Source organism: Arthrobacter sp. Y3221114 (genome assembly GCF_059092625.1).
This window is the reverse complement of sequence record NZ_JBNHHW010000003.1, coordinates 139,316-165,543: the sequence shown is the minus strand read 5'-3', so window position 1 is coordinate 165,543 and position 26,228 is coordinate 139,316. Positions and strand designations below refer to the sequence as shown.

The following is a 26,228-nucleotide window of genomic DNA, read 5'->3' as shown; positions in this document are numbered from 1 at the left end:
GGCGTTCAGGACGCCGGGCTAGGATGGCGATAAGCCGCACCGAGCCGGCTGCAGCCCACCAAGGTCCGGGAGCCCCGTGAAGATCGCCATCACCAAGAGCACGTTGCGGATTCCGCCAACGTACTTCGCCACGGCGCACGCCGAGCGGTTGAAGGACAGGCACGACTTCCGTGTCTTCACGCTGGTGGCGGAGATCGAGGATTCATCCGTCACGATCCCGGTCACGGACTTCGTTCCGGTGCCGCGGCTGGGCTTCCGGCGCCGCGAGCTCATGATGCCGGCTTTCATGCCGGCCATGACCGTGGCCGTGGGCCGGTTTGAACCGGACATCATCCATCAGCACTTCGCCACCTGGTCGACGCCCGCCGTCAAGGCATCCATCGTGTCCGGGACCCCGCTCATCACCACCATGCACGGCTCCGACATGGTCTCGCTGGGGAACCCCGCGGACACGATGATGGCCCGGTGGCACCACCGGAATGTCCTGGCCGCCGCGGCGCACAGCACCCGCATCCTGGTGGTCAGCAACTACATGGCCGGCCGCGCCGCCGAGCTGGAACTGGACACCGCGAAAATCCAGGTCCACTATCAGGGCGTCGATACCGACTATTTCGAGCCGGCCCGCTACCAGGCCGATGAAGTGCCGGTCGTGCTCTTCGTCGGCCGGCTGAACACGCAAAAGGGCATCCGGGATTTGTTGGACGCCTCCCTGGCCGTCTGGCGCAAGGCCCGGCACCGGCTGGTGGTGATCGGGGACGGCCCCTTGCGCGACACCGTCGCCGAGCAGGCTGCCAGCCATCCGCACATCGACTTTCTGGGCCGCCAGGACCGGAGCGCGATCCGCTCCTGGCTGCAGCGGGCACACGTCCTGGTGGCCCCCAGCCAGGAAGCCGGCGGCGCCCGGGAAGCCGCCGGGCTGGTGCTGCTGGAAGCCCAGGCGTGCGGTACCCCCGTGCTGGCGTACCGCAGCGGTGGCATCCCCGAAATGATGGACGACGGCGTCACCGGCCTGCTGGCACCGGAAGCCGAGTACAACCAGCTGCAGGACGGGTTGCAGCAACTGCTGCAGCTGGGCAGCGCGGAGTACATTGCCATGCGTCGCGACGCGCGCAAGTTCGTGGTGGACCAGCGGAGCCTGGCGGGCAGCGTGCGGGAGCTGGACGGCCACTATCGCGACGTGGCAGCCCAGCCGCCGGCCACCGGGCAGCAGGGCCCGCCGCCCCCGGAACAGCCGTGACCATTCCCTGTGTGGAATACTAGGCGGGTGAGTCGCTGCTGGGTCGTCGTGCCGATGTACAACGAGGCCACCGTCGTCGGTTCAGTCATCCAGGAGCTGCTCGAAACCTTTCCCCACGTGGTCTGCGTGGACGATGGCAGCACCGACGATTCCGCCGCCCTGGCACGCAAGGCCGGCGCCGTCGTCGTTGCCCATCCGGTGAACCTGGGCCAAGGCGCCGCCCTGCAGACCGGAATCGAATATGCCGTGCAGGATCCGCAGCTGGACGCGGTCATCACGTTCGATGCGGACGGCCAGCACCGGGTCCAGGACGCGGCGGCGATGCTGGCGCGGATCCGGGCCGGCGAAGCGGACGTGGTGCTCGGTTCCCGCTTCCTCGACGGGCGCGGCGAGGTCTCGGCGCTCAAGCGCCTGGTGCTGCGCACGGCGGCCATCCAGTCCCGGATTTCCACCGGCTACCGCCTGACCGATGCCCACAACGGGCTGCGTGCCATCTCCGCCGACGTGGCCCGGAGGATCCATCTGACCCAGAACCGGATGGCACACGCTTCCGAACTGATCCACCAGTTCGCCGCCCTCGATGCCCGCGTGGTGGAGCAACCGGTACACATCGTCTACACGGAATATTCCAAGTCCAAGGGGCAGTCCCTGCTCAACGGCATCAACATCCTCGCTGACCTCTTCTTCCGGTGAACCCATGCTCATAGTCGTCCAAATCGTCCTGGTCCTGGCCGTCGCCCTCGGCGCGCTGGCGCTGATGCGCGGGGGCCAGAACGCGCGGCACCAGGCCGTGCGCCGCATCCTGCTGATGCTCTTCGCGGTCCTGGCCGCGCTGTCCGTGTTCTTCCCGGGCATCCTCACCGCCGTCGCCAATGCGCTGGGCATCGGCCGCGGTACCGACCTGGTGCTGTACGGGCTGATTGTGTGTTTCCTGATCTATATGGCGAGCTCTTTCCAGCGCACCCGGCAGCTCGAGGAGCGGATCACCAAGCTGGCCCGGCGCATCGCCCTGGACGAGGTGCCCAAGCCGGATGACGTGGCCGGACCGAAGGACGCGGCACCGCCGGGAAACGGGGCGTGAGCGTGCCGGAGAACCTACGCCACGACCGCGGTCCGGAGGCCGAGATCGTGATCGCCGTGCATACCGCTGACCGCCCGGTCCGGCGCGCCGTGGAATCGGTCCTGGCCGCCGCGCCGGGACGCGTCGGCGCCACGGTGGTGTGCCACAACATGGATCCCGGGCCCGTGCGCGAACAGTTGGCAGGCCTGCCGGAGACCGTCCGGCTGCTGGAACTGGCCGACGGGATACCGTCGCCGGCCGGGCCGTTCAACCACGGGCTGGGCCGGGCCCGGGCAGAGTATGTGGGCATCATGGGATCCGACGACACGCTGGAGCCCGGATCGGTGTCCGCTTGGCTCGACGCCGCGCATGCCACGGGCGCGGGCGCCGTCGTCGCACCTCTCCGCTACCGCGGCGGCGCACGCATCCTGACGCCGCGCGCCCGGGTGTTCAGGGGCCCGCTGGTGGATCCGCTGCGCGACCGCCTGGCCTACCGGACGGCACCGCTGGGGCTGATTCGGCGCGAGGCCGTCGGCCGGTTGGGCCTGCGGCTGACCGCTGGGCTGCGCACCGGCGAGGACCTGGAATTCGGCCTGCGCCTGTGGTTCTCGGGCGACAAGATCGCCTACCCGGCCCACGCCCCGGCGTACCTGGTGGGGCAGGACGCGGACGAACGCGTCACCGCCGCCGTGCTGCCGCTGCGCACCCAGTTCCAGGACGTCGAGTCGCTGGTGTCCGGGGCCTGGTTCCAGGCGCTGCCGGGTGCCCAGCGCGAGGCCATCGTGGTGAAGCTGCTGCGCGGCCACGTCATCAGCGCGGCGCTGCGCCGCGGCGCGGGCTTCGCCTGGGAAGCCGAGGACCGGCAGGCGATGTCCGCCGTCGTCCGCTCCCTGACCAGCGCCGCCCCCGGGGCACCGCGCCTGCTTAACGCCCCGGACGAACGCCTGCTGCTGGCCCTGCGGGACGCGGCCTCCGCCGCGGACCTTGCGGCGGAAGTACGACGACGGGAGGCGGCCGGCGCGCTGCGGCGCACCTTCACCCGGCGCTGGCAGGACAACGCCCGGCGCGAAGCCCCGCTGCGGACCAACCTGAACTCGCTCGCGTTCACCGCCGCCTGCCGGCTGCGCGAGGCCCGGCTGAAGGCCCGCCCGGCCGCCGTCGCGGGACGCCCCGCCGCCGCCGACGGCTCCTCCGCAGCCCCGGAATCCGTTGGACCCGACGTAAGGCAGCCCCGTGACTGATTCCCGCTCCCTGCTGGTCCTCTCGCTCTCGCCGCTGCGCAGCGACCCGCGGGTGCTCAAGCAAATCGCCCTGTTCAAGGACAAGTACCGGGTCTTCACCTGCGGCTACGGCCCGGCGCCGGACGGCGTCGCCGGGCACTTCGAGCTGGACACCGCACTGGCCAGCTGGCCGCGCGATCCTCGGCGGCTCGCCCTGCGCCGCTACGTGGACGTGTATTGGAACATCGCCGCCGTCGCGCAGGCCCGGAAGCTGCTGCGCGGCCAGCGTTTCGACGCCGTGCTGGCCAACGACACCAACACGGTCCCGCTGGCGCTGAGCCTGCGACCCGACCACGGCGTCCACGCCGACCTGCACGAATTCGCGCCGAAGGAGCACTTCAACAAACCGGCCTGGCGCGCGCTGGTCGCCCCCTACGTCCGCTGGCTCTGCCGCACCTACCTGCCGGCCGTGCGCTCGGTGACCACGGTGGCGGAGGGCATCGCCGAGCAGTACACCAAGGATTTCGGCGTCGCCGCCTCCGTGGTCACCAACGCCGCCCCCTACGCGGACCGGCAGCCGCGGCCCACCGGCGCGAAGATCCGGATGATCTACAGCTCCGCGGGACAGCGCTACCGCAAGATCGAAGACATCATGGAGGCCATGCGCGGCGCGCCGGAGCACCTGGAGCTGGACCTGATCGTGATGCCCAACGAGCCGGCCTACGTGGCCGAGCTGAAGGCGCTCGGCGAGGAACTGCCGCGGGTGCGGTTCCGCGAGCCGGTCCCGTACGACCAGCTGGTGGACACCGTGGCCGAATACGACGTCGCCATCTCCATCATCCCGCCCACCAATTTCAACCTGGCCCATGCCCTGCCGAACAAGTTCTTTGAGGCGGTCCAGGCCCGCACCGGGCTGATCATCGGGCCCTCGCCCGCCATGGAGACGCTGCTGCGCCGGCACGGGCTGGGCGCCGTCACCGCCGACTTCACCCCCGCGGCCCTCGTGGAGGTGCTCAAGACCCTGACACCCGAGCTGGTGGACGAGTGGAAGGCCAACGCGCACGCCGCCGCCCGCGAGCTGTCCTCCGAGCACCAGATCAAGGGCTGGGAGCAGGCCGTGGACAGTCTGTTCGCCCGGCAGGAGGCCTGAGCGGTGGCAGCAGAACCACGCGTCCTGCACATCTACGACGCCGCCGACGTCGGCGCCGCACTGGTCAAATACGGCCAGCGGGCGGGGCGCCCGTGGCGGCACTTTAATGTCATCCCACCGGAAGGCGCGCCGTCGTCGGCCGTCCGCCGGGCCGCGAAGCTCGCCGCCGGCGCCGCGTGGCAGGTACGGCGGGCGGCCGCCATCCTGCGCTCGGACCTGCTGCATGTGCACTCCGGGTCGCGGATCGGCGTCGTTCGGTCCCGACCGGTCAAGCCCTTCGTGCTGCATTTCCACGGCACAGATATCCGCACCCAATACTACGATCCCGTCCGCCGGCCCGCGCTGCAGTGGGGCGCCGACCACGCCGTGAAGGTGCTGTACTCCACCCCTGACCTGCGCGAACACGCGGAAACGGCCCGCGCCGACGCCGTGTACTTGCCGAACCCGATGGACCTGGAGGAACTGCCCGAGTGGCGGCCCGCCGCCAGGCCGCGGATTGTTTTCGCCTCCCGCTGGGATGACTCCAAGGGCGGCCAGCGGCAGCTGGAGCTGGTGCGTGCACTGCAGGTTGCCGCCGGCACGGAGGTGGAGCTGCAGGGGCTGGATTGGGGCGGCGGCGCAGCCCGTGCCGCGGAGCTAGGCGTCGTGATGGTGCAAAAGATGCCCAAGCCCGCGTACCTGCGCTGGCTCGCCTCTGCACATGTGGTGATCGGCCAGGCGGCCGGCATCCTGTCCATGAGCGAACTGCAGGCCATCGGCATCGGGGTTCCCGTGGTGATGCAGTTGGGGGAGGGGTACTACCGGTCGCCTCCCGTGCTGCAGGGGGAGTCGGCCGACGCGCTCGCGGCTGCCGCCGCGGCGGCGCTGGAGAACCCGTCCCGCACCTCCGCGGCCCTGGGCGGCCGCGCCTGGCTCGGGGAACACCACGACCCGGCTCGCCTGGTGGACCGGCTGGCGGGGATCTACGCCGAGCCGGCAGCCGGATAAGCCGGCCGGTTATTCCTGCCGACAGCCTGGAGCTGCCGGCGGCGGACGCGGGCTCAGCGGTGTTCTTCCACCGGCCTCCCGGTCTTGCCGAGGCCTGCGAGGGCAGCCTGCTCCGCGAAGTCCGGCACGGTGGCCACCACCTCGTTGAAGGTTCCGGCGGCGGCCACCGTTCCGCCGCGCATGAAGAACACGATGTCGGCGTCCCGGATGGTTGCCAGGCGGTGCGCCACGGTAATGACGGTGACGTCGCCGTGCAGTTGCCGGATCGCCGTCGTCACCGCCGCCTCGGTGGCGGTGTCGAGCGCCGAGGTGGCCTCGTCCATGACGAGCACCCGGGGGTTGTCATACAGGGCGCGGGCGATGCCGAGCCGCTGCCGCTGCCCGCCGGAGAGCGCCATGCCGCGCTCACCCACCAAGGCGTCCAGGCCGCCGTCGCGCCCCATCACCGTGTCCAGCAGCTGCGCGCGCCGCAGCGCAACGGTCACGCGCTCGCGGTCCACGCGGGCCTGGTCCCAGGCCAGGGCAACGTTCTGCGCGATCGAGGCGTCGAAGAGCGAGACCTCCTGCGGCACGTAGCCGATGCGGCGCCGCCAGGAATCCAGCACGAACTCCATCGGTTCGCCGCCCACCAGAATGCGCCCGCGGCTCGGCTCGAGCAGGCCCAGGAGCAGGTCCACCATCGTCGACTTGCCGGCGCCGGACGCACCGACGAAGGCCACGTGGCTGCCGGCCGGAATCCGGATATTCACGTCGTGGAGGGCCGGCGCCGCGGTATCCGGGTAGCTGAAAGCGACCTCCTGCAGCTCGATATCGGCGGCGTTGTCCGGCAGCTCGTGCTGCGGGCGCTCGTCGCGCCGCCGCGACATTTCGGCCTCGCCCGCGTGGATGTCCTCGACGATCTGCCGGGCGAAGGAGGCGCTGGTGTTCACCGAAGACTGCACGGCCTGCATGCGCGTCAGCGAGGGGATCAGGCGGAACCCCGCGACGGCGAACAGGCCGACGGCGCTGACCGCCCCGGCCGGTCCGCCGGTCAGGTAGCCCACGCCGCCCAGCAGCGCGAAACCCAGGACCAGGGCGGTCTCCAGCACGTAGCGCGGGATCTGCGAGATCTGGATGGCGCCGGCGCGCGCTATCGAAGACTTGGTGCGGGTGCCGTGCACCTGTTCCTGCACCTCGGGCCCGCGGCCGGCCAGGGTGATTTCCTTGAGGGCGCCCAGCGCCTCGTACAGGGTCTTGGCGGTGCGGTTGGACCATTCCCGGTTTTCCCGGCCGATGGCCACGGCGCGCGGGGAGATCACCTTGGCCAGCAGCAGCGCCACCAGGCCCAGGTAGATCATCGTCACCACCGCGATCAGCGGCTGGGCCACGAACAGCACGACGACGACCGCCACCAGGGTGCCCAGCTCGCCGAACAGGCTCATCGCCGGCATCAGGACTCCCGAGACGGTGATCCCCACGCCCACGTCCACGGAGCGGACGATCTCGGCCGAGTTGCGGCCGAGCCGCTTCTCCCACGGGGAGGCGAGGTAGGCGGCGAAGAGGCGGTCGCCGATGGCCACTTCGTGCCGGGCGAAGCGCTTGGTGGCGAAGCGCAGCAGCAGGACGGCCAGCACCCCCTTGAGCACGATCAGCAGGCAGATGAACGCCAGCAGCGGCAGGGCCAGCCCGTTTTCGGCGACGTTGCCTACGATGGGCAGCTCGGCGTCGGAGCTGCCCACGAGGGCTGGCAGGAGCGCGGCGATCAACCCCAGGGCGACGACGTCCAGCAGGGCCAGCGCCGCCGATGCCGCGCCATAGCCGGTCAGGAAACGGCGGCTGCCATCGGGCAGGGTACGCAGCAGCGGCACAAGAACGTCGAGGATGCTTTTCATACTGCCCCTCAGCCTATTCCATAGCGCCCTTATCACCCGCGACGGCTACTGGCCAGTGGCGGATAGAAAATGTGACAGCTTTTCCACAATCCGTGTGGAAGGGCTGGCCGGTCTGAAGACCGGTCGCTAGGGTCGGTGGAAACGCCCGCCCGCCGGTCTCAGTTTCGCGCGGCGGGGGGATGCGCCCGAACTCTGAGGGGGGAGAAGGGATGGAGGGCATCCGGATCGTCGAGGGGGAGGTCCGTGAGCTGATCCGCCAACGAGGCTTGGACCCTGTCCGCCAAGGTCCGGAGGTCCGACGGCTGGTCGAAGCCGCGGTGACCGACTATGACGAACGGTCCTTGCTGGGGTCTCTTCCGCCGATCGGCCAACTGGACCATGCACGCAGGTACATTTTCGACGCCGTTGCCGGATTCGGCCCCTTGCAACCGCTGCTGGACGACCGCTCCATCGAAGAGATCTGGATCAACTCCCCGTCCGAGGTCTATGTAGCCCGAGGCGGTGAATCCGAGCTGACCTCCGTCTCGCTCACGCAGCAACAGGTTGCGGATCTGGTGGAGCGGATGTTGAAGTCGTCGGGACGTCGGCTGGACTTGTCGTCGCCCTTCGTGGATGCGGCACTCCCGGACGGATCGAGGCTGCATGTCGTCATTCCGGACATCACCCGCCAGCACTGGGCGGTCAACATCAGGAAGTTCATCGCCCGTGCTTCGCGGTTGGAGCATCTGGTCGAACTGGGCTCGCTGACGCCGGAGGCATCCCGGTTCCTGGGAGCGGCGGTCAGCAGCGGACTGAACATCCTCGTGTCAGGAGCAACGCAGGCGGGCAAGACCACCATGCTCAACTGCCTGGCAGCCGCTATCGGCAGCCGGGAGCGCGTGGTCACGGTTGAGGAGATCTTCGAACTGCAACTGCCCCTGCGCGACGTCGTAGGGCTCCAGTGCCGGCAACCGAATCTTGAAGGGGAGGGCGCCATACCGCTGCGGCGGCTGGTCAAGGAGGCACTGCGCATGAGGCCCGACCGGCTGATTGTCGGTGAGGTCCGGGAAGCCGAAAGCCTTGACATGCTCGTGGCCCTTAACAGCGGGCTGCCTGGGATGTGTACGGTCCACGCCAACAGCGCCCACGACGCCATCACTAAAATTTGCACCCTGCCGCTGCTGGCTGGGCAAAACATCTCGTCCGCCTTCGTGGTCCCGACGGTGGCATCTTGCATTGACCTCGTCGTCCATTGCGTCCGCCGGCCAGACGGCAGGAGACAGGTCGCGGAAATCGTTTCGCTGGGCCGGCGGGTGGAGAACGGGATCATCGAAACGTCCACCTTGTTCAGCCGCCAGGGCGGCCAACTTGAGGTGAGTCCTTCTGCCAGCCCCGCTGGGGAGAAGTTCGCCCGCGCAGGATATGAAGTCATGCAGTTGCTGGAACCGGTGCCATGACGACGGCGGCTGGACTCCTTGGCGGCGTGGGGCTCTTTTTGATTTGGTGGTCCTGCTGGGAAAAACCGCCCACCCAGCAGGTACGGCGAAAGCGGCCGGGCCGGCTCCAGCAAATGATCAGCCAGGCAGGCATCGAGAAAGTATCGTCGAGTGCGCTTCTGGCCAGCTGCGTGGCAATGGCAGCTGCAACTTTCCTGGTTGTGTTTGCGCTCACAGCATCCGGTCCCATCGCAGCCTGTTTCGGCCTGTTTGGGGGATGGCTCCCATTCGCTCTGGTGGGTTGGAGGGCTCGCCGACGCGCCGCCGTACTGCGCGAAATCTGGCCGGACGCCGTCGACCACCTCCGGTCGGCCATCCGGGCGGGACTCTCCCTCCCCGAGGCGCTGGTGCAGTTGGGAACGCGAGGTCCGGTGGAGCTGCGGACGGCCTTCAGCCAATTCGCCTCCGACTACCGCGCGGGCGGGAATTTCGACGACGCACTGGAACGGCTGAAGGCAAGGCTGTCCGATCCGGTGGCCGACCGGATCGTGGAGGCGCTGCGCATGACGCGCGAGGTCGGCGGTACCGATTTAGGCAGGTTGCTCGGGACCCTGGCGGATTTTCTCCGCGATAGCGCGCGAACCCGCAGTGAACTTGAGGCCCGCCAATCATGGACTGTCAACGCCGCCAGGCTCGCCGTTGCCGCCCCTTGGATCATCTTGATGCTGCTGGCAACCCGGCCGGAAGCTGTGGCTGCCTACAACACGACCGTCGGGGCGGCCGTCCTGCTGGGCGGGCTGGTGGTGTCAATCGTGTGCTACCGACTGATGCTGCGCATCGGATCGCTCCCCGAAGAGGAGCGAGTGCTCCGGTGAACCACACAGCTGCAACGGCAGCCTTATTGGGCCTCACGTTGGGAGTGGGCCTCTGGCTGACGGTCGTCCGGTTGCCGTTCTTCCGCCGCAGCCGCTTCGCGGACCGGATCGCCCCGCAATTGAAGTCGATCGAGATGAAGTCGCGGCTGCTGGACGGTGGATCGGGAAACGTCACGCCGTTTGGCCCCTTGGAACGTATTTTCCGCCCTGTGCTCCGTGACTCGGTCACCTGGCTCGGGAAGTTCAATTTCGGTTCCACTTTATTGTCGAAGCGGTTGCTGCAGGCGGGACGCCGGCAGGGCACCGACGATTTTCGCGCCGAACAATTGCTGTGGGCGGCGGCGGGTTTCGTCATCGGTATTGCGTGGACGATCACCTCGGCGGCAGGAGATTCGCTGGATCCGGTACTTGCGGTAATTCTCACCCTGGGCCTGGCAGTGAGCGGGTTCATGCTCCGGGATTACCTTCTGAGCGTCCAAATCCAACGCCGTGAGGAGAAGATGCTGGCGGAATTTCCCAGCTTGGCGGAGTTGATGGCACTTGCGGTCAGCGCTGGAGAGAGCGCCACGGGGGCATTAGAGAGGATCTGCCGCAGCGCCCAGGGCGAACTCGCCGGCGAATTTGCGGTGGTGCTCGCGCAAACGCGATCCGGTACTCCGATGTTGACGGCACTGCAGGAGTTTTCACACCGGACCCGCTTGCCGGCGCTGGTGCGCTTCGTCGACGGGATCACCGTTGCCGTGGAGCGCGGAACTCCGCTGGCGGACGTCCTGCGGGCGCAGGCCCAGGACGTGCGTGACATGGCGAAGCGGAATCTGATGGAGTCGGCCGGAAAGAAGGAAATCGGCATGATGGTGCCGCTCGTCAAGTACTAGTATTCCTACATGAGCGCTGTTGCCCTGTACGTGCGGCAATCCCAAGACAAGTCCGGGAACGCCGCAGCTGTTGCCCGCCAAGAATCCGCTGGCCGTAAACTCGCTGAAGCCAAAGGCTGGGAAAACGTTACTCTCTACGTCGACAACGACAAATCGGCCACCAGCGGCAAGGCACGTCCAGCCTTCGAACAGCTGCTCGCTGACATGGAATCCGGGCGCATCGACGCTGTCGTCGTTTGGCACCTCGACCGGCTCACCCGATCTATACGGGATTTGACCCGAGTCATCGAGGCAGGAAAGTACCGCGGCGTGAATATCGCGTCCGTCCACGGAGTGAGCCTCGACCTTGGGGACCCAACGGGCGTCGCTGTGGCGACCATCCTCACAGCAATCGCCGCGATGGAAGTACAACACAAAGGGGCCCGGCAAAAGGCAGCTAACCGTCAGCGCGCCTCGGCCGGCCACGCCCATTGGGTGCGCCGCCCGTTCGGCTATCGCCGTGAAGGAGCCACCGTCACTGTAGACCCAGCCGAAGCTAATGCACTTCGCGACGCGGCAAGGCGAATTCTGAAGGGTGAAACACTCAGTGCCGTTGTAAGGGAGTGGAACGACGCAGGCCTGCAATCAACCGTCGGCAAGCCGTGGAACGTCACCAGCCTCCGCCGGGCGCTCCTGAACCCCCGCACGGCCGGCAGGCGCCTATACAACGGAGAAGACCTCGGAGCAGGAACGTGGGAACCCATCCTCGACTCTGAAACCCACGCCGCGCTCGAATTGAAACTGAATGATCCCAGACGACGGACGGCCCCAGATGACCTCAACGCCAAATACCTGCTGTCCGGTATCGCCACCTGCGGTAAATGCGGGAAAAAGATGTTCGCTTCACCAGCAAAGAAAAACGGCCATGCCTGGATGATGTACCGGTGCTTCGGTGGCTACTGCATGACCCGCCGCCTCGACAAGGTGGACGAAGTGGCGGAAGCGATTATCACCGGCATCCTGGCCCGCCCCGACGCCGCCTCCCGCTTCGGCTCAGGTAAAGAAGCCGCCGCGCTACAGGTCCGTGCGACAGCCCTGCGCGACCGGCGAGACGCGCTCGCCGCCCTGCTCGCGGACGGCTTGCTGTCACCGGCGGCGGTTCGGGAACAGGCCGGGAAGCTCAGCACCGAACTGGCTGAGACGGAGAAGCAATTGGCCGCCGTCGACGCCCTTAACCCCGCCGCCGCCGTCATCGCCTCGGACGATGTAGACGCGGCATGGCTGGCCCTGCCGCTGGCAGACAAGCGCCGCATCATCCGTGCCCTCGCCGCCGTGACGATACTCCCGGCAGGCAAGGGCGTACGATTCAGCCCCGACCAAGTACAGATAACCCCTAAGGAAGTCGCGGCATGACCGGCATCCTTGTCTACTGCACCGCCCCGTCCCACGAGGGAAAACAGGCGAAAATAGCCACTCTGAACCGAAACCGGAACAGACAGTGGGCTGCGCTGGTGCCCTCCACGCCGAATCGGCCGGAACGCGGGGCAGCTAACCGCGTTACCGATGTCCTGGCCGAGGAGCAACCCTTGCAGCGTGTGGGCCATGTAGGCAATGCAGTCCGGAGCGGCGTGGACATGCGGAAGCGCTGGACCTTCCGCTGCCCGTTGTGCGGCCTGCACGTCCAGGCGCGCCCCGAGAACCTAGTCGCGAAGCTGGACAAGCTGTTGGAACATGGCGTTTTCTCAATCCCACTAACCGCCCTAGCTGCTATGGTGGAAAACAGCTAAACAAGCTGCGCAAGCCGGGAACGCGCCAAGAATCTCGGCAACCCAGCCTCTCATCGGGGGCAGAATTATTCTGCCCTGGAGACAAGAATGTCTTGGACCGTTGAGAGAGCTAAAATCGCTGCCCTGTCGCGCAGCCGCTTAGCCGACGACCCGGAATTACTGGAAGCCCGCCGCCGCCTTAAGGCCGCCCGGCTCGAGGACCATGTGCGCTCCACGATCGACTCGTGGCCCCAGCTCACGTGCGAACAACTAGACCGCATCGGCGCGATCATCCATGCGGCCCGCACTGCCGGCGGTGACGCCGCATGAACCGCGACCACGAAAAGAGCAACCGCCCCAGGCTAGGGGGACCTAAAAACCGACGGCCAGGCAGTGAATGGCTCAAAGGCGTTCTACCGCCCGGAACCCGCATGCACCGGAACCACGAACCATCGGCGTGGCTCCGCTCCGCAACCCGGACCGCGCTGCACCATGCCCGCCGCTGCCGTCACCTGCCCGAAGGCGTCCCCGGTTACGCCGCCCTCTGGCGTCCCGGCCTAATCGCCTGCACCGTCTGCTCCGAAGGCACCCACCGGCTCACCGGCACGGCCGACCACACCTGCGACCGATGCCGGCGAATCCGCCCCGGGCAGCTGCAAGTGCTCATGCTGCCCACTCCGGACGCTCTCGTGTTTGGCGGCTTATGCCCAACCTGCTGGGAGTTGGAAGGGGCGGCGGCATGACCAGCGGACCCATGACGGCAGACGAAATCCACGCCCGCAAAGAAAGCGACTCGGCAGCCAATGACATCTGGCTCGACGGCTACCTCTGGGGCCTCATCCATGGCCGCGAACAGGGCAGGCAGGAACAGCAGCTCTCCAACGAGCAGGCGGCAGAACTCGCCGCACGACGCTTCTACGCGCTCGAACTGGCAGAGATAGACAACCGACGTCTCGCTCGCTCCGCAGCCGAGTTCATTGACGTCGCCGTCGCACGGGCTGAACTAAGTGGAGGCCGGACATGACAGCCTTCGAACCTCTAACCGACGAAGAGTGGGCTGAGGCGCAGGGGCGGAAACCCGACTACGCCGCTTTGCTCGACACGATAAAAACGTTCCTAAAGCGCTTTATCGCATACCCCTCCGACGAAGCGGCCACAGCGCACACACTGTGGATCGTCCATGCGCACCTGGCCACAGCCTTCGAAACAACACCCCGTCTGGCACTGCTGTCACCCGAACCCGGCAGCGGAAAGACTCGAGCATTGGAAGTCACCGAGCCGCTAGTGCCCCGCCCGGTCCTATCCGTCAACGCGACACCCGCCTATATCTTCCGCAAGATCAGCGACCCGGAAGGCCTCCCGACCCTCCTCATGGACGAAGTCGACGCCATCTTCAACGCCAAAAAGGCAGACGCCAACGAAGACCTCCGCGGCCTGCTCAACTCCGGATATCGCAGCGGCGCCACCGCAGGACGCGCCGCCGTTCGAGGCCGGGAAGTCATCACAGAAGAATGGCCCAGCTTCTGCCCCGTCGCGCTCGCAGGCCTGAATAACCTTCCCGACACCCTGATGACCCGATCCATCATCATTCGCATGAAACGCCGCCACCACGGACAGCGCGTCGAACCATGGCGGAGACGCGTCAACGGTCCAGAAGCAGACCTGCTCCGCCTGCGTCTCGAAGGCTTCGCTGAAGCCGTTTATGACGAGGTCAGTGGCGCGTGGCCAACCTTGCCGGAGGGGATCGAAGACCGCGACGCCGACATATGGGAACCCCTGCTCGCAGTGGCCGACGCGGCCGGGGGGCACTGGCCGCAAACAGCGCGAGACGCCGCAAGATCGCTCGTCGACCAGTCCAAGGAACGGCCGGCAACCCTCGGCATCAAGCTCCTTGCCGACATCCGCCAAGTATTCGACACCCTACAGATAGAGCGGATCAGCACCAGCGATTTGCTCCACGAGCTTCACGCCCTGGACGACTCTCCCTGGAACAACATCAAGGGCAATCCCATTGATGCGCGGTTCCTCGCGAGCGTGCTCGGCAAGTACGAGATCCCAACAGGCAACACCATCCGGGTCGGCTACGGCACTGCCAAAGGGTACCTCCGGTCCCACCTCTCGGATGCGTGGGAGCGGTACCTACCCCCATCCGTTACCCCTGTTACAGACGACACCCACGCGTCTCCGCAAACCAATCACGCGGAACTCACACCTGTTACTCCTGTTACCGACTCCGCATACGACGCTCGGTCAGCCGGTGAACACCGACCACCGCAGGAGCCGTCACACCAACCCCCCACCATTCTCAATAAGCAGGACGAGAATCTCAATAACGAGCCACTCGCGTCAGTCGCCTCCGTCCATCCTGACGGGGGTAACAAAGGTAACCACGGTTCCAGAGGCTCCTGCCCGCTGCATCCAGTCAAGACACTGCCGGGCTGCTTCACCTGCGACGGCGGGTCGCGGTGAGCGTCCGATGACTGCGCCGCACAAAGGAATCCAAGCAATGGACCGCTATACAGCTCCAAGCAAATGCACCAAGTGTCAGCCAGTCGCGGTCAAGAACGATGTCGGCGGCGTGCTCCGCGTTGGACCATCGCCCACCCTGCCGAATCATCCGGGGGAGGGGAGTCAAAATCCCGGGGGTGGGGTCCCCCTGCCACGGCGACGGTGGAAACACGTGCGCGGGCGCGAAACCCAGTAGGCCCCTTGGGGGTCCAAATTTCGAAGGGAGAACCACCATGGCGACATGGCCCATCAGCGCGACCGGCGGCCCCTGCGGCTACTGCGGCGAGACAGTCCAGCCCTGGCAGGAATACTGCAGCCGGCAGCACAAGGAAGCGGCGCGGAAGGCCCGCCGCCGTCCAAGCCAGTGCCGCATCTGCAACGCGCCCAGCACGGCAACCAAGCGCGGCCGCGGCGGAGGTCCCCGCTGCGACATGCACAAAGCCACCACATCCCGGTAACCCCCATCTGAAGGAGAACTCGAAATGGACAGCAACGACTTCCGACAGACCGACCTACGCGACGCAGTGGGCCTGGTCCGCCTCTGGAAGGCAGGCCGCACAGAGGACGCCAGCGCCTACCTTTCGCCCTTCGACGCGGCCGAGCGCCAACGTTTGATCCTGGCCCTGCTCGTGATCATCGACGGCCTCGACAGTAAGGCAGCACAACGCGTGGGCTCAGACGCGTTCCTGGACGCGCTCGCAGAAGGCGAATGGGGCCTGCCATGAGCCGGCACCTGGACGCCACCGAGCTGGCCAACCGGCTGGAGCCAAACATTGAACGCGACCCCGCAACGCGCTGCTGGAACTGGCTTGGCGCCTACGACAACGATCAGCCTGTGTTCCGGCTCGCCACAACGCGGCGTTCGGCGGCCGCATGGTCCTGGCGCGCGGTAAAGGGCGAACCACTACCGCGCGCCATGAAGCTTGTCCGAAGGTGTGAAAACACGCGTTGCGTAAATCCCGCACATCACCAGCTTGTCGCCCGCCACTGATAAAATTAGGGGTAGAAGGTCCCTCGGCCAGGGTTCCGGCGTCCCGCGTGGCGCTGATGCACCCCCGCCAGATACTTTCCCGCCCGTAGCTGGCCGGCTGGAGCGCCCCGCAAGCGCGACCCGTCCCGCCAAGTAATCACCGGGTCGGATCCCACCCTCAATGATGCCGCCGCGCCCCCAGTGCGCCTACTTTGCGGCACCCATTTCGAAGGAACCAGAACAATGGACCCGAAAACTGAACTTCAAGAATGCATCAAGCGTGCCCGTGCTACTGCCGAAAAGGCCCAGGCAGAAAATAGGGACTTCACCGCAACTGAAAGGCACAGCGTCGAAACCGACCTCGCCCGCGCCAAGACCATCCGCGAAAACCTCGCCAAGGCAGCCAGATCCAAGCAGCTGATCGACGAGGTAGACGCCCTCCTGAAGGCTGAAGAAGCCGGCGGCAGCGGCGGCAACGGCGGAAAGCTCACCGCCGAGGGCATGACCGCCGCGGCAAAGGCCTTCGCCGAAGCCGCCGCAAAAGCCATGACCGCCGCCCATTCCGGCATGTGGGGCCGGGCCGGCGCGAAGTCCGAACAAGCCCAGGGCAGCTTCACCACCGGGACGCCCTTTGTGACCGGCACCCAACAGGAAGTCATAGGCCCGGACCCGTCTCTCGGCGTGCTGGGCTTAGTCCGCTTCGACGAAAAAACGTTCACGAACACCCACACCTTCAGCTACCTACGCGAGGTTACGAGGGTAAACAACTCGGCCGTGGTCCCGGACGGTGTGAAGAAACCGGTCTCGGAGTACGAGCTCAAGGAAGTACACGACCACCTGAAGTTCATTGCGCACACTGGGGAGCCGATCCCAGCGCGTTTCTTGGAAGATTACGGAGCCTTGGCCGAGTATCTGCGCGTCACCATGAGCCGCGACCTGTACCGGACCATGGGGCGGGAAATCATCAACGGGACCGGAGGGGACACCCACCTCGCCGGCGTGCTGGGAACCAGCGGCATCCTGCAAACATCATGGGCCGGCTCGCTGCCAGCGACGCTGCGAAAGGCACGGACCACGCTCGCTAACGTTGACGAACGCCCGAACGCCTGGCTGGTCAACCCGACCGATGCCGAGCAGCTGGACTTGTTCGCAGACGCCCAAGGACGGTTCCAGTCCTTGCGGGACATCCTGGGCAACCTGCCCGTGGTCCAGGACGCCGAAGTGCAGGCCGGCCAGGCGATCTTGGCCGACTGGAACCAAGCAGCTGTGGTCATGCGGCAAGGCGACGGCGTACGGCTAACCGTGATGGACGGGACACCGCACTACAACGAAGCCGGCGAAATCGACGGCAGCTTGTGGGAATTCAACGAGTGCGCCATCCGGGCCGAACTCCGCGTCGGCGGCCTCGCGATTACCCGGCCCAAGGCGTTCGTCACGGTGAACCTGACGGCATAAGAGACAGGCTGGGGCGGCTTTGGTCGCCAGCCCCGCCCCGCCAGCCTCCCAAGGGCTCGCATGGTTCAGTGCTCGGGCCATGTGAGTCTGACCCGGTCCCCGCCCGATTTGCTCCCCGGTTTTGGGGCGGGCGGGGACCACACCCTCCCTGGCGGTTCGTGGGATGGTTCCCGAAATTGTCAGTGGCCAAGGTTACATTGCCTTCTGTAAGAGAATTTCGCACCCTACGGAGGTAACACCATGGCTGGTTTCTCGATGTCCGGGCTCGGCGACTTAAGTCGGGAGTTGAATAAGCTCAGCAAGGGAATCTCAAAGCTCGACGGGCTCTCAGTCAGCGTCGAGGACGGAGACACCATTAGCAGCGTGACCGCAAAACTTCGACGTGAAATCCGGCGGAGCGGAGCCTATGAACCAACCGACTCAGAGCTGCGGGACATCGCCCGCCAAGCGCTGGCTGACGCCAAGCGCTCCCGCTGAATCTCCAATAAAGGGGGGCGGCCCGGGTCGCAGGACAGGGTGACCGGGCCGTCCATGGATAGGACCGGCGCGTCGCCGGGAGTGAGTAGAATTCGGCTAGGTCCCTGCATCGTAGCCTTGAGGCATGGAGATACTGATTGCTCTCATAGCCCTAAGTGCAGCTCTTGGCGGCACTGCCCTCGGCTCTCTACTGACGAAAAAGAACGAGCATCGACAGTGGCTGAGGAACGAGAAAATAATGGCTTACCGCAATTTCCTCACCGCGCTGAACCCAATCTCAACCAGTACGTTTCATACGCTACTGAATGGGGACGAGGACGAGCAGATCGCTTATGACCAGGCACGTAACGAGGCATGGATGCAGCTGATGATGGTAGCGAGCGAGAAGGTAGCGCGCCAAGCAACAGAGTTGTATAACCTAACGAAGCGTATGAAGGCAGACCTAGAGCTAATCCCCAACGAAGTAGTCAACAGCCTCTCGGAATCTCTGCAGCAGGGGAACTTGGCCGACGACGTTGACCAGATCCACGCAACGGCGAAGGAGTTGGGTTACGCGGCGGCTCAGGATCATTTGGCTAAAGTCATGCTCAAGCACCAGCGGCTGACCGACGCCATGCGTGATGACCTGCTCATTGCTGAAGTATTTTCAGGCAGCTCGGGCACGTCCGTACACGCGGACTAAGCTCTAGAGCTAACTTTTGTGGGTCCCCCATACTAGAGTGATGGCTAACCACCACCCAGAGGACGAGAACTATGACTCCAGTCAGCGTCGCCTTTAAAACAAAAAGTGAACTGTTGCGCGAACGGGCTGAATTAATTTCGAGCAGCAAGCTGTCTCTCGAGGAGCTTAGGGGACGGGCTGCCACGTATGATCTAACGGTAGAGCAGCGGGATATTCTTGAGGAGATTGAGAACCTCGAATTCCTTCTGGCAGATGACTAGCCCTGCAGATCGTCTGGCGCAAGAGAAGGAAAATCTGAGTGAAAAAGCCCGGGTCTTTGCTTCTCAAGCTAACTACATTTTGCAGCAGGTCTTCGATGATGACCGGCCCGTAATCCACTCAGTGGCACGAGGTAAACGGGTGACGGTCTCAACCGTTGATCCAGCAGGGCTGGCTCTTCGTGTCGACGGCCAAGACGTCTTTCGACTAAAACTCCACTATCACTGCGAGCTCAGCGAATCAAAGGATTTCTTGGCTGTCGAGGCCTCCAGCTTCCGACTGTTTCACAAGGACGTGACAGAGCCTCTCCTTCATTTCGATTACGTGAGGAAGTCATCCGGCTCGATACCCGTGGCACACATTAACGTCCATACCGACAGCGAAGGCTTTCGCAGGGCCCTAGCGGACAGCGGCAAGGAGCGGAGAGCTAAGAAGCGAAGACGCCGACGTGGAGACGACGGTAGAGCGAGCGAGTTGCATCTGCCTGTGGGCGGCCACCGATTTAGGCCGTGCCTGGAGGATGTACTCGAGATGGTCATTCAGGAGTTCGGCGTTGACGCAGGTCAGGAATGGCGGACGAGTATCCGAGACGGACGAGTTATGTGGCGCGAGTACCAACTGAAGGCCGCCGTCACCGATCATCCACACGCCGCCATAGAATCGCTCGTCGGTATGGGGTTCGAGGTCAGCTGGCCCGCAGACCCAGAGCAACAACCATCTTGGCGCTACCCGCGGCTGGAGGCCTACTAGCGCCTTACTGACGCTGTTCCCATCCGCCGGCTGAGTTTGGCTGGGAATGGGGCCCTACTTGTCCAGATGAAGTGCCGCCCACTTCTCCAGTTCGTCGGCTAGGTCGCGCAGCCGGCTAGCCAGCCCCATAAGGTCCTCGCCGGACTCGTACTCGCCGTTGTGATTCAGTTCCACGTAGACCCCGCGGACGGTTCCGCGTTGGTACGTGTTGGCTTCCGCAAGCTCAGCCAGATTCTGAGCTGGTGCCACCTGCGGTGTATCGGCTTCTGACTCTTTCATGATGGACAACCTATCTCTTGGGGTCCGGAGCTGCATGTAGCACTACCAATGCTGCGCTTTCGCGGTGCCGCTGGTATTCGGGGTCTTGCCGCTGACCGTGCTGTTTGCCGTGTATCCGGGCATTGCGCTGATCAACCTCGGCTGGTGAAGTCCACCGAGGGAAATTTTTCAATGGGGGTCTAAAAGGGGAGGAACTACGAGATGATGAAACTCTCGCTCATGTTCACCGTCACGATTTCGCTGCTGTGGAGCGGCGGGCTGGACCGACTGCGACGTGCGGCGCGGCCCGATGATGGCGAACGCGGAGATGTACCGGGGTGGGTGATGATCACCCTGATGTCGGCCGTGCTCGTGGCAGGCATCCTGGCCCTGGCCAAACCGGCTTTGGAAGGACTGTTCAACGACGCCATTGGCCGCGTGACCCAGCCCTGACATGGGATCGAGCGAAAGGGCCCGCCAAGTGCGGCCGTCCACCGCTTCCCGCGTCGGCGGCGGTTCCAACCGGGGCCGGGACCGTCCCGACCGAGGCTCCGCGAGCGTGGACTTCGTGCTGGTCGGCGGTGTCCTCACCCTGATATTCGTTTCGATCATGCAGCTGAGCCTCGTCCTACACGTGCGCAACACGCTCATCGACGCCGCGGGCTCCGGTGCCCGCTATGGGACCTTGGCCGATCGAAGCGCCGCCGACGCGCACGAAAGGACCGTGGACTTGATCTCAGCTTCGCTGACCGACACTTACTGCCAAGACGTCCACGTTGAAGAGATCGTCCGGTCCGGCGTCCCCACGTTACGGGTCACGGTCCGGGCTCCGCTGCCTGCGCTCGGACTGATCGGCCCCCAGAGTGCGCTGGAAGTCCACGGTCATGCGGCTCTTCCGCGCTGACCGGGCACCGCACCGGGTGCCGGCACCAGCAGCCGGACTCATTCCGAAACTTGTCGGAGGAGCGCGGTGACAGGCTTGCGACAGCGACTTAAGGTCTGCCTGCACGGAGAGGAACCCGAACGGGGGAGCGCCGTCGTTGAATTCGTCTTTCTGGGAACGCTGCTCCTGGTTCCAGTGGTCTATTTCGTCATCGCGGTCTCGCAGGTGCAGGCGGCGTCGTTCGCCGTCGTGAATGCCGCGGACCAAGCGGCGAAAGTGTATGCGGGGTCGGACGAGGCCGCAGCTGCTGGTCCGGCCGCGCAGCATGCGGCGCTCTTGGCCGCCGAGGACTTTGGGTTTGGCCCGGAGCGTGTGGATATCAGGATTAGCTGCGGCAATGGGGCGTGTTTGGAAGCAGGCTCTTCGGTCACCACGGAAGTCGCGATTTCGATCCCGCTGCCGTTGCTGGATGGCACGGTTCTCACCATGGCGACCGTGAACTCCTCGGCGACCCAAATAGTGGAACGCTACCGATGATGCCCGGAAGATCTTCAGGCTCCCGGAATGCCCGTTGCACAGGGAGAGTAGGAAGCCGAGGGGGCAGGACCGATGATGAGGGCCAGGTGCTGGTTCTGCTCATCGGCTTTGTGTTGCTGAGCCTGTTGATCCTGACCGTGGTGATGGGTGCCTCCACGGTCTATGTCGAGCGGAAGAAGCTGCTGTCCGTTGCGGATGGGGCCGCGTTGGCTGCCGCAGACACCTTCGCCTTGGCCGACGTCGAGACCGGTTCGGGGGTGCCGGTGCCAACGCTGGATGACCAATCCGTGAGGGGATCCGTTTCGCGGTATCTGTCAGACACGGGTGCCTACGGGAGGTTTGACCAGCTGACCGTGGGCGGCGACACCGGCTCACCGGAGCAGCGCACGGCCCACGTAGTGCTGAGCGCGGTCGTCCGGCCACCGGTGGTCAATTTCCTCGTTCCGGCAGGCATACCGATTACCGTTTCCAGCGACGCGCGCTCGGAACTCAGACGCTGACCGGGACGCTGCAGAAATGATCAATCATTGCGGCACAACTACCAGCAGTGAGGACGCAAGATCGAGCCGCACATAAGTGGCTCCGAGGCTCTAGCCCGAAGTCTGGCGGGCGCCGATGGGCGACTGACGCACCTGGCTGCTTGTGCCTTAGAAAGGCATCACGGTGGTCAGGTAACCGTAGTACCGGCCCGGCACCGGTCGCAGGGGGTCACCGATGAACCCGTACTGGGGATTCTCGTGGTTGTACTCCGCGACCACTGCGCGGAATTGCTCTATCACGGCCGTCCCGTCGCCTTGGCAGACCTCGCTCGCCAGGCATCGGGCCACCGAGCCGGCGACAATCGGACTGGAGAAGCTCGTGCCGGATGCGGTGGCGTACCGGTCGCCCGGGACCGTGGAGGTCATGCACACTCCGGGGGCCGCGACGGTATGCTCCTGGTCCGCAGGCCGGGTGGCGAAGTTGGAGAAGAAGGCGAACTCGTCGTCGGGGTTGGGAAAAGTCGCTCCACTGCAGCTCGCTGTTCCCTTGCCACCGGGGCGGCCGTCGTAGTCCGCCATGGCCGTGGCGGTGAGCACCTCGTCATACGCGGCCGGAACAGTGTTCGAGAAGTCCGCGGTCGCATTGCCGGCGGCGACCGTCCAGACGACCCCCTCCTCGGCACCCTGGCAAATCATCTTGTGCAGGGGATCGACACCGTTGCCGCAGGTTCCCTGCTCTTGGCCGGGGCCGCCGAGGCTGATGTTGGCGACCCTGATGTCGTTGTCCGGGTCCCCGTCCGTGTGAGTGGAGACCACCCAGTCGGCGCCGCAGAGAATGGCAGCTTCTGTGATGGTGCCGTCGTCTGCGATAACCCGGACGGACCACAGCGGGGCGCCGCTCGCGGTGCCGATGATCCCTGCGTTGTTGTTCTTCGCGCCAAGGATCCCGGCGACCATGGTCCCGTGCCCGAACAGGTCAACGGGAGCTACCTCGACCGGGGTGCCTGACGAGCAGTCCACCCCGCCGCGGACGTTCAGGTCAGGATGAGTGCTGTCGATGCCGGTGTCGATGACGGCGGAGTTGACCGTGATCTGCCTGCCGTCCTCGGCAGCCTCCTCCGGCGTGCCGCCGACCCGCAGCCACCCTGAAGGGAGGAATTCGGCGCCGCTGGTTCCGTTGTTCTCTCCGGCAACGTTTTCCGGCAGCGCGAATTGCCGCTCGGCCGTAACGAATTCAACGGCCGGGTCGGCAGCGAGCTGCTTCGCCTCCGAGACCGTCATGGTGCCGGAGTATCCCTTCAGCGCGTGTTCGTAGGTGTTGGACCGCGTAAACCCGTACTTCTCCCCGTGGGCCGTGGCGGTGGAATCGACATTCCCGATGCTGTCCTTAAGGACGACCGTGTAGCCGTGTTCTTCTCCCTCGGCGGCGGCCCCCGCAGCGACGGCCCCTGCGGTGGAGGCGCTGGAGGGTCCGGCGGCGGCGGGTCCGGAAGCGGCGACCACGGTCGCTGCGGCCAGCACGAGCGCGCCGAAAGCCCCCAGGATTCTTCGCGACGTGGTTGACGGCGGCCCGTCGTGACGTTCGAGCTTCTGCCTCTTCCGCAGGCTCTGAACAGATCCGTGACTTTGACTGGGCATTGCAGCCTCCCCCAATAAGTGGACTTAGATCAGGCCCCAACCCCGTACGCGGTACCTGCGCAACCTGCACCCCGCCCTCTCCAAAGGTTATTGCAAGGGCCTGTGCTTGAGCTAGGGGCCGCCTGGCGCCGTTTTCGCGGGACAGAGGTTTCTCCGCCATGGCGTAGGCTGGGAGAACCATGGCTGAGATCGACTTTCCCGCTGAAATCCGCGCTCTGCGCGCCACGTATGAATCCATTGAAGCCGTCTCCGACGCGGAGGCGATCCGCAAAGATATTGCCGAGCTGAGCGAGCAGGCGGGCGTGCCGGATCTGTGGGACGACCCGGCCGCGGCGCAAAAAATCACCTCCAGGCTTTCGCACCGCCAGAGCGAACTGGAACGGCTGGAGAAACTGGCGGCACGGATCGACGATCTGGAAGTGCTGGTGGAACTCGGCCAGGAAGACGCCGGCGACGAGGACTCCATGACCGAGGCGGCCAGCGAACTGACCTCGCTCAAGAAGGCGCTCTCCGAACTCGAAGTCGTCACGCTGCTCTCCGGTGAGTACGACGAGCGCGAGGCCGTGGTGACCATCCGCTCCGGCGCCGGGGGAGTGGATGCCGCCGACTTCGCCGAGATGCTGATGCGCATGTACCTGCGCTGGGCCGAACGCCATGGCTACCCGACCCAGGTGCTTGACACCTCCTACGCCGAAGAGGCCGGGCTGAAGTCCGCCACGTTCGAAGTCAAGGCACCCTATGCCTTCGGCACCCTCTCCGTGGAGGCCGGCACCCACCGTCTGGTGCGGATCAGCCCCTTCGACAACCAGGGCCGGCGCCAGACCTCGTTCGCCGCCGTCGAGGTCATCCCGCTCATTGAGCAGACCGACTCGATCGACATCCCGGACAACGAGATCAAGGTGGACGTGTTCCGCTCGTCCGGTCCGGGCGGGCAGTCGGTGAACACAACCGACTCCGCCGTCCGGCTGACCCACATCCCCACCGGGATCGTTGTCTCGATGCAGAACGAGAAGTCTCAGATCCAGAACCGCGCCGCCGCACTGCGCGTGCTGCAGTCCCGGCTGCTGCTGCTGAAGAAGGAGCAGCAGGACGCCGAGAAGAAGGCGCTCGCCGGCGACGTCAAGGCGTCATGGGGCGACCAGATGCGCTCCTACGTGCTGAATCCGTACCAGATGGTCAAGGATCTTCGCACCGAACACGAGGTTGGCAATACCAGCGCAGTATTCGACGGCGAAATCGACGACTTCGTCGACGCCGGCATCCGCTGGCGCGCCAACAACCGCAACGCGGAAAACTAACCGCGAATCGTCGCACGAGGCCCGGCCGTTCCATCAGGAGCGGCCGGGCTTCGTCGTTTGGGAGCGTTCAGCGCTGCCCCAAACGACGAAGGGCATCCGGGCTGTTCTGCGTCTCCTCCTGTGGTCGCTTCGCCGTGCCCCAGGCTGGCCGGTTCTGCTGCCCGCCCCCGGAATTGCGGCGCCTGCAACCGAATCGTAACCTTCCGACCCGGCGCGACTGTTGACACCCCTGTGAGCCACGCCATAGATTTGCCGTAATCTGAATCACCTTTCAGGTTGGGGGACCTGACCATCAGGTTCAGACAGTTCCAGAGATACTCCTTGACAGATTTTTCAACGAAAGGCATCGGAGTGAAGGCAACGAAGAAGTTCCTGATGGCCGCCGCGCTGGTCACCGGTCTGACCGTGAGCGCGTGCGCGCCGACCGCAGGCGGCGACACCGCCGGCGCCGCCGGCGAGGAAGGCAGCGCCCCCGAGAGCATCAACGTGGGCATCGTCTATTCCGAATCGGGCCCGCTGGCCGCCTACGGCGCGGCCTATTACCAGGGTCTCCAGGCAGGCATCGACTACGCCACCGAGGGCACCGGCGAGGTCAACGGCACTAAGCTCAACCTGACCTACCACGACGACGGCGGTGACCCCGACAAGGCGGTCAACGTCGCCAAGGACCTGATCGGCAAGGACTACAAGATCCTTGCCGGCACCGTGGTGTCCGGCATCGCGCTCAAGCTCGCCGAGCAGGCCGCACAGAACAAGGTGCTCTACATCTCCGGCCCCGCCGCCACCGACGCGCTGCAGGGCATCAACGACTACACCTTCCGCTCCGGCCGCCAGAGCCTGCAGGACGTGGCAACCGCGGGCACCTTCGTGGACGACCTCAAGGGCAAGAAGGTCGTGGTGTTCGGCCAGGACAACGCGTTCGGCCAGGGCAACCTCGCCGCCGTCGAAGCCGTCCTCGGCGAGCAGGGCGCCGAAGTCGACGACGTGCTGGTACCCGAAGACGCCACCGAGTTCACCCCGTTCGCCCGCCAGCTGATCGACGCCAAGCCGGATCTGGTCTTCGTTGCCTGGGCCGGCGCCACGTCGGGATCCATGTGGCAGGCACTGAGTCAGCAGGGCGCGTTCGACGCCGCCCCGATCGTGACCGGCCTCGGCGACGCCGCCACCTTCGGCGCCTACGGCAAGGCCTCGGACAAGATCAGCTTCCTGAACCACTACTTCCCGGGAGCCGCCGGCAACGACGTGGAGAAGGCCATGATCGAAAGTGTTGAGGCCGAAGGCAAGAAGGCCGACCTCTTCACCCCGGACGGCTTCGTCGCCGGGCAGATGATCGTGCAGGCGGTCAAGGAGGGCGGCAACGACGTCGACGCCATGGTCGAGGCACTGGAGGGCTACACCTTCGAAGGACCCAAGGGCGAGACGACCGTCCGCGCCTCCGACCATGCGCTGCTGCAGGAGATGTACCAGGCCAAGCTGGTGGAGAAGGACGGCGAGTGGGTGCCTGAGCTGATCAAGGCGATTCCGGCCGACGCGGTGGCTCCGCCGGAAGCCAAGTAACCGCAGCAACCACAGCAGGCCCGCACTGCTGCAGTACCGGGGC

31 protein-coding genes are annotated in these 26,228 nt (G+C 65.5%); 28 read left to right on the top strand and 3 right to left on the bottom strand.

Annotated features, from left to right (window positions below; translation table 11 throughout):
• Positions 1-76 precede the first annotated feature (76 nt).
• Genes AC5RV3_RS07775 through AC5RV3_RS07750 form a run of 6 tightly spaced genes read left to right on the top strand, consistent with a single transcriptional unit; the run spans position 77 to position 5,654 of the window.
• Positions 77-1,237, top strand: coding sequence for a glycosyltransferase (locus AC5RV3_RS07775; RefSeq protein ID WP_494121627.1), 1,161 nt, complete (start codon positions 77-79; stop codon positions 1,235-1,237).
• Between the two features lie 27 nt (positions 1,238-1,264).
• The gene (locus AC5RV3_RS07770; RefSeq protein WP_493989168.1) at positions 1,265-1,930 is read left to right on the top strand and encodes a glycosyltransferase family 2 protein; all 666 of its coding nucleotides are present in this window, start codon (positions 1,265-1,267) and stop codon (positions 1,928-1,930) included.
• 4 nt (positions 1,931-1,934) lie between these two features.
• A complete protein-coding gene (locus tag AC5RV3_RS07765) occupies positions 1,935-2,318 on the top strand; it encodes a DUF2304 domain-containing protein (protein ID WP_494121626.1) in 384 nt (127 codons plus the stop codon).
• Positions 2,315-3,538, top strand: coding sequence for a glycosyltransferase (locus AC5RV3_RS07760; RefSeq protein ID WP_494121625.1), 1,224 nt, complete (start codon positions 2,315-2,317; stop codon positions 3,536-3,538). Before AC5RV3_RS07765 ends, AC5RV3_RS07760 begins: the two co-directional genes overlap by 4 nt.
• Complete coding sequence (locus AC5RV3_RS07755) at positions 3,531-4,667, top strand: glycosyltransferase (RefSeq protein ID WP_494121624.1); 1,137 nt, start codon at positions 3,531-3,533, stop codon at positions 4,665-4,667. Before AC5RV3_RS07760 ends, AC5RV3_RS07755 begins: the two co-directional genes overlap by 8 nt.
• A gap of 3 nt (positions 4,668-4,670) precedes the next feature.
• Complete coding sequence (locus AC5RV3_RS07750; protein ID WP_494121623.1) at positions 4,671-5,654, top strand: glycosyltransferase; 984 nt, start codon at positions 4,671-4,673, stop codon at positions 5,652-5,654.
• A 53-nt stretch (positions 5,655-5,707) separates the two neighbouring features.
• Here the strand turns inward: AC5RV3_RS07750 and AC5RV3_RS07745 are convergent, their stop codons facing one another.
• Positions 5,708-7,525: an ABC transporter ATP-binding protein gene (locus tag AC5RV3_RS07745; protein WP_494121622.1), complete on the bottom strand. Its 1,818-nt coding sequence runs from the start codon at positions 7,523-7,525 to the stop codon at positions 5,708-5,710.
• A gap of 209 nt (positions 7,526-7,734) precedes the next feature.
• Between AC5RV3_RS07745 and AC5RV3_RS07740 the strand changes: the two genes are divergently transcribed.
• The 16 genes from AC5RV3_RS07740 (at position 7,735) to AC5RV3_RS07665 (ending at position 19,535) form a co-directional block, all read left to right on the top strand.
• A complete protein-coding gene (locus tag AC5RV3_RS07740; RefSeq protein ID WP_494121621.1) occupies positions 7,735-8,961 on the top strand; it encodes a TadA family conjugal transfer-associated ATPase in 1,227 nt (408 codons plus the stop codon).
• Positions 8,958-9,815 carry a type II secretion system F family protein gene (locus AC5RV3_RS07735; RefSeq protein WP_494121620.1) on the top strand — a complete coding sequence of 286 codons (858 nt, stop codon included), beginning with the start codon at positions 8,958-8,960 and terminating at the stop codon, positions 9,813-9,815. The genes AC5RV3_RS07740 and AC5RV3_RS07735 overlap by 4 nt, the downstream gene beginning before the upstream one ends.
• On the top strand, positions 9,812-10,690 hold the full coding sequence (locus AC5RV3_RS07730; protein WP_494121929.1) for a type II secretion system F family protein: 879 nt from the start codon (positions 9,812-9,814) through the stop codon (positions 10,688-10,690). Before AC5RV3_RS07735 ends, AC5RV3_RS07730 begins: the two co-directional genes overlap by 4 nt.
• Positions 10,691-10,699: 9 nt before the next feature.
• Positions 10,700-12,082: a recombinase family protein gene (locus AC5RV3_RS07725; RefSeq protein ID WP_494121619.1), complete on the top strand. Its 1,383-nt coding sequence runs from the start codon at positions 10,700-10,702 to the stop codon at positions 12,080-12,082.
• Entirely contained in the window at positions 12,079-12,456 is a 378-nt protein-coding gene (locus AC5RV3_RS07720) for a hypothetical protein (protein WP_494121618.1), read from the top strand. Before AC5RV3_RS07725 ends, AC5RV3_RS07720 begins: the two co-directional genes overlap by 4 nt.
• An 87-nt stretch (positions 12,457-12,543) precedes the next feature.
• Positions 12,544-12,765, top strand: coding sequence for a hypothetical protein (locus AC5RV3_RS07715; RefSeq protein ID WP_494121617.1), 222 nt, complete (start codon positions 12,544-12,546; stop codon positions 12,763-12,765).
• A 409-nt stretch (positions 12,766-13,174) separates the two neighbouring features.
• Positions 13,175-13,459, top strand: a complete 285-nt coding sequence (locus tag AC5RV3_RS07710) for a hypothetical protein (RefSeq protein WP_494121616.1) — start codon at positions 13,175-13,177, stop codon at positions 13,457-13,459.
• The gene (locus AC5RV3_RS07705; protein ID WP_494121615.1) at positions 13,456-14,904 is read left to right on the top strand and encodes a DUF3631 domain-containing protein; all 1,449 of its coding nucleotides are present in this window, start codon (positions 13,456-13,458) and stop codon (positions 14,902-14,904) included. Before AC5RV3_RS07710 ends, AC5RV3_RS07705 begins: the two co-directional genes overlap by 4 nt.
• 272 nt (positions 14,905-15,176) lie before the next feature.
• A complete protein-coding gene (locus AC5RV3_RS07700) occupies positions 15,177-15,401 on the top strand; it encodes a hypothetical protein (RefSeq protein ID WP_494121614.1) in 225 nt (74 codons plus the stop codon).
• A 24-nt stretch (positions 15,402-15,425) separates the two neighbouring features.
• A complete protein-coding gene (locus AC5RV3_RS07695) occupies positions 15,426-15,668 on the top strand; it encodes a hypothetical protein (RefSeq protein ID WP_494121613.1) in 243 nt (80 codons plus the stop codon).
• A complete protein-coding gene (locus AC5RV3_RS07690) occupies positions 15,665-15,934 on the top strand; it encodes a hypothetical protein (protein WP_494121612.1) in 270 nt (89 codons plus the stop codon). The genes AC5RV3_RS07695 and AC5RV3_RS07690 overlap by 4 nt, the downstream gene beginning before the upstream one ends.
• A 222-nt stretch (positions 15,935-16,156) precedes the next feature.
• The gene (locus AC5RV3_RS07685) at positions 16,157-17,368 is read left to right on the top strand and encodes a phage major capsid protein (RefSeq protein ID WP_494121611.1); all 1,212 of its coding nucleotides are present in this window, start codon (positions 16,157-16,159) and stop codon (positions 17,366-17,368) included.
• A 240-nt stretch (positions 17,369-17,608) separates the two neighbouring features.
• Positions 17,609-17,845 (top strand): hypothetical protein, encoded by a 237-nt coding sequence (locus AC5RV3_RS07680; RefSeq protein WP_494121610.1) that lies wholly within the window; start codon positions 17,609-17,611, stop codon positions 17,843-17,845.
• 124 nt (positions 17,846-17,969) lie between these two features.
• A complete protein-coding gene (locus tag AC5RV3_RS07675) occupies positions 17,970-18,527 on the top strand; it encodes a hypothetical protein (RefSeq protein WP_494121609.1) in 558 nt (185 codons plus the stop codon).
• 71 nt (positions 18,528-18,598) lie between these two features.
• The gene (locus AC5RV3_RS07670; protein ID WP_494121608.1) at positions 18,599-18,787 is read left to right on the top strand and encodes a hypothetical protein; all 189 of its coding nucleotides are present in this window, start codon (positions 18,599-18,601) and stop codon (positions 18,785-18,787) included.
• Positions 18,788-18,926: 139 nt separating this feature from the next.
• Positions 18,927-19,535 (top strand): hypothetical protein, encoded by a 609-nt coding sequence (locus AC5RV3_RS07665; RefSeq protein WP_494121607.1) that lies wholly within the window; start codon positions 18,927-18,929, stop codon positions 19,533-19,535.
• Positions 19,536-19,589: 54 nt separating this feature from the next.
• Here the strand turns inward: AC5RV3_RS07665 and AC5RV3_RS07660 are convergent, their stop codons facing one another.
• A complete protein-coding gene (locus AC5RV3_RS07660; protein WP_494121606.1) occupies positions 19,590-19,814 on the bottom strand; it encodes a hypothetical protein in 225 nt (74 codons plus the stop codon).
• Between the two features lie 219 nt (positions 19,815-20,033).
• Here AC5RV3_RS07660 and AC5RV3_RS07655 point away from each other — a divergent pair, with 219 nt between their 5' ends.
• The 4 genes from AC5RV3_RS07655 to AC5RV3_RS07640 all read left to right on the top strand — a co-directional run bounded on the left by AC5RV3_RS07655 (position 20,034) and on the right by AC5RV3_RS07640 (position 21,713).
• Positions 20,034-20,246, top strand: a complete 213-nt coding sequence (locus AC5RV3_RS07655) for a hypothetical protein (RefSeq protein WP_494121928.1) — start codon at positions 20,034-20,036, stop codon at positions 20,244-20,246.
• 1 nt (position 20,247) lies between these two features.
• Complete coding sequence (locus AC5RV3_RS07650) at positions 20,248-20,697, top strand: TadE family protein (protein WP_494121605.1); 450 nt, start codon at positions 20,248-20,250, stop codon at positions 20,695-20,697.
• Between the two features lie 75 nt (positions 20,698-20,772).
• Positions 20,773-21,213, top strand: coding sequence for a hypothetical protein (locus AC5RV3_RS07645; protein ID WP_494121604.1), 441 nt, complete (start codon positions 20,773-20,775; stop codon positions 21,211-21,213).
• A gap of 86 nt (positions 21,214-21,299) precedes the next feature.
• On the top strand, positions 21,300-21,713 hold the full coding sequence (locus AC5RV3_RS07640; RefSeq protein ID WP_494121603.1) for a pilus assembly protein TadG-related protein: 414 nt from the start codon (positions 21,300-21,302) through the stop codon (positions 21,711-21,713).
• Between the two features lie 147 nt (positions 21,714-21,860).
• Here the strand turns inward: AC5RV3_RS07640 and AC5RV3_RS07635 are convergent, their stop codons facing one another.
• Positions 21,861-23,330, bottom strand: a complete 1,470-nt coding sequence (locus AC5RV3_RS07635; RefSeq protein WP_494121602.1) for a S8 family peptidase — start codon at positions 23,328-23,330, stop codon at positions 21,861-21,863.
• A gap of 179 nt (positions 23,331-23,509) precedes the next feature.
• Here AC5RV3_RS07635 and prfB point away from each other — a divergent pair, with 179 nt between their 5' ends.
• On the top strand, positions 23,510-24,628 hold the full coding sequence (gene prfB / locus AC5RV3_RS07630) for a peptide chain release factor 2 (protein ID WP_494121601.1): 1,119 nt from the start codon (positions 23,510-23,512) through the stop codon (positions 24,626-24,628).
• A gap of 351 nt (positions 24,629-24,979) precedes the next feature.
• A complete protein-coding gene (locus tag AC5RV3_RS07625) occupies positions 24,980-26,185 on the top strand; it encodes a substrate-binding domain-containing protein (protein ID WP_494121600.1) in 1,206 nt (401 codons plus the stop codon).
• The last annotated feature ends 43 nt before the right edge of the window (positions 26,186-26,228 follow it).

Coding starts and splice junctions, on each gene's coding strand:
- AC5RV3_RS07765 (WP_494121626.1), top strand. CDS start 1,935: ATGCTCATAGTCGTCCAAATCGTCCTGGTCCTGGCCGTCGCCCTCGGC.
- AC5RV3_RS07745 (WP_494121622.1), bottom strand. CDS start 7,525: ATGAAAAGCATCCTCGACGTTCTTGTGCCGCTGCTGCGTACCCTGCCC.
- AC5RV3_RS07740 (WP_494121621.1), top strand. CDS start 7,735: ATGGAGGGCATCCGGATCGTCGAGGGGGAGGTCCGTGAGCTGATCCGC.
- AC5RV3_RS07735 (WP_494121620.1), top strand. CDS start 8,958: ATGACGACGGCGGCTGGACTCCTTGGCGGCGTGGGGCTCTTTTTGATT.
- AC5RV3_RS07725 (WP_494121619.1), top strand. CDS start 10,700: ATGAGCGCTGTTGCCCTGTACGTGCGGCAATCCCAAGACAAGTCCGGG.
- AC5RV3_RS07720 (WP_494121618.1), top strand. CDS start 12,079: ATGACCGGCATCCTTGTCTACTGCACCGCCCCGTCCCACGAGGGAAAA.
- AC5RV3_RS07715 (WP_494121617.1), top strand. CDS start 12,544: ATGTCTTGGACCGTTGAGAGAGCTAAAATCGCTGCCCTGTCGCGCAGC.
- AC5RV3_RS07710 (WP_494121616.1), top strand. CDS start 13,175: ATGACCAGCGGACCCATGACGGCAGACGAAATCCACGCCCGCAAAGAA.
- AC5RV3_RS07705 (WP_494121615.1), top strand. CDS start 13,456: ATGACAGCCTTCGAACCTCTAACCGACGAAGAGTGGGCTGAGGCGCAG.
- AC5RV3_RS07700 (WP_494121614.1), top strand. CDS start 15,177: ATGGCGACATGGCCCATCAGCGCGACCGGCGGCCCCTGCGGCTACTGC.
- AC5RV3_RS07695 (WP_494121613.1), top strand. CDS start 15,426: ATGGACAGCAACGACTTCCGACAGACCGACCTACGCGACGCAGTGGGC.
- AC5RV3_RS07690 (WP_494121612.1), top strand. CDS start 15,665: ATGAGCCGGCACCTGGACGCCACCGAGCTGGCCAACCGGCTGGAGCCA.
- AC5RV3_RS07685 (WP_494121611.1), top strand. CDS start 16,157: ATGGACCCGAAAACTGAACTTCAAGAATGCATCAAGCGTGCCCGTGCT.
- AC5RV3_RS07680 (WP_494121610.1), top strand. CDS start 17,609: ATGGCTGGTTTCTCGATGTCCGGGCTCGGCGACTTAAGTCGGGAGTTG.
- AC5RV3_RS07675 (WP_494121609.1), top strand. CDS start 17,970: ATGGAGATACTGATTGCTCTCATAGCCCTAAGTGCAGCTCTTGGCGGC.
- AC5RV3_RS07670 (WP_494121608.1), top strand. CDS start 18,599: ATGACTCCAGTCAGCGTCGCCTTTAAAACAAAAAGTGAACTGTTGCGC.
- AC5RV3_RS07660 (WP_494121606.1), bottom strand. CDS start 19,814: ATGAAAGAGTCAGAAGCCGATACACCGCAGGTGGCACCAGCTCAGAAT.
- AC5RV3_RS07655 (WP_494121928.1), top strand. CDS start 20,034: ATGTTCACCGTCACGATTTCGCTGCTGTGGAGCGGCGGGCTGGACCGA.
- AC5RV3_RS07650 (WP_494121605.1), top strand. CDS start 20,248: ATGGGATCGAGCGAAAGGGCCCGCCAAGTGCGGCCGTCCACCGCTTCC.
- AC5RV3_RS07635 (WP_494121602.1), bottom strand. CDS start 23,330: ATGCCCAGTCAAAGTCACGGATCTGTTCAGAGCCTGCGGAAGAGGCAG.
- prfB (WP_494121601.1), top strand. CDS start 23,510: ATGGCTGAGATCGACTTTCCCGCTGAAATCCGCGCTCTGCGCGCCACG.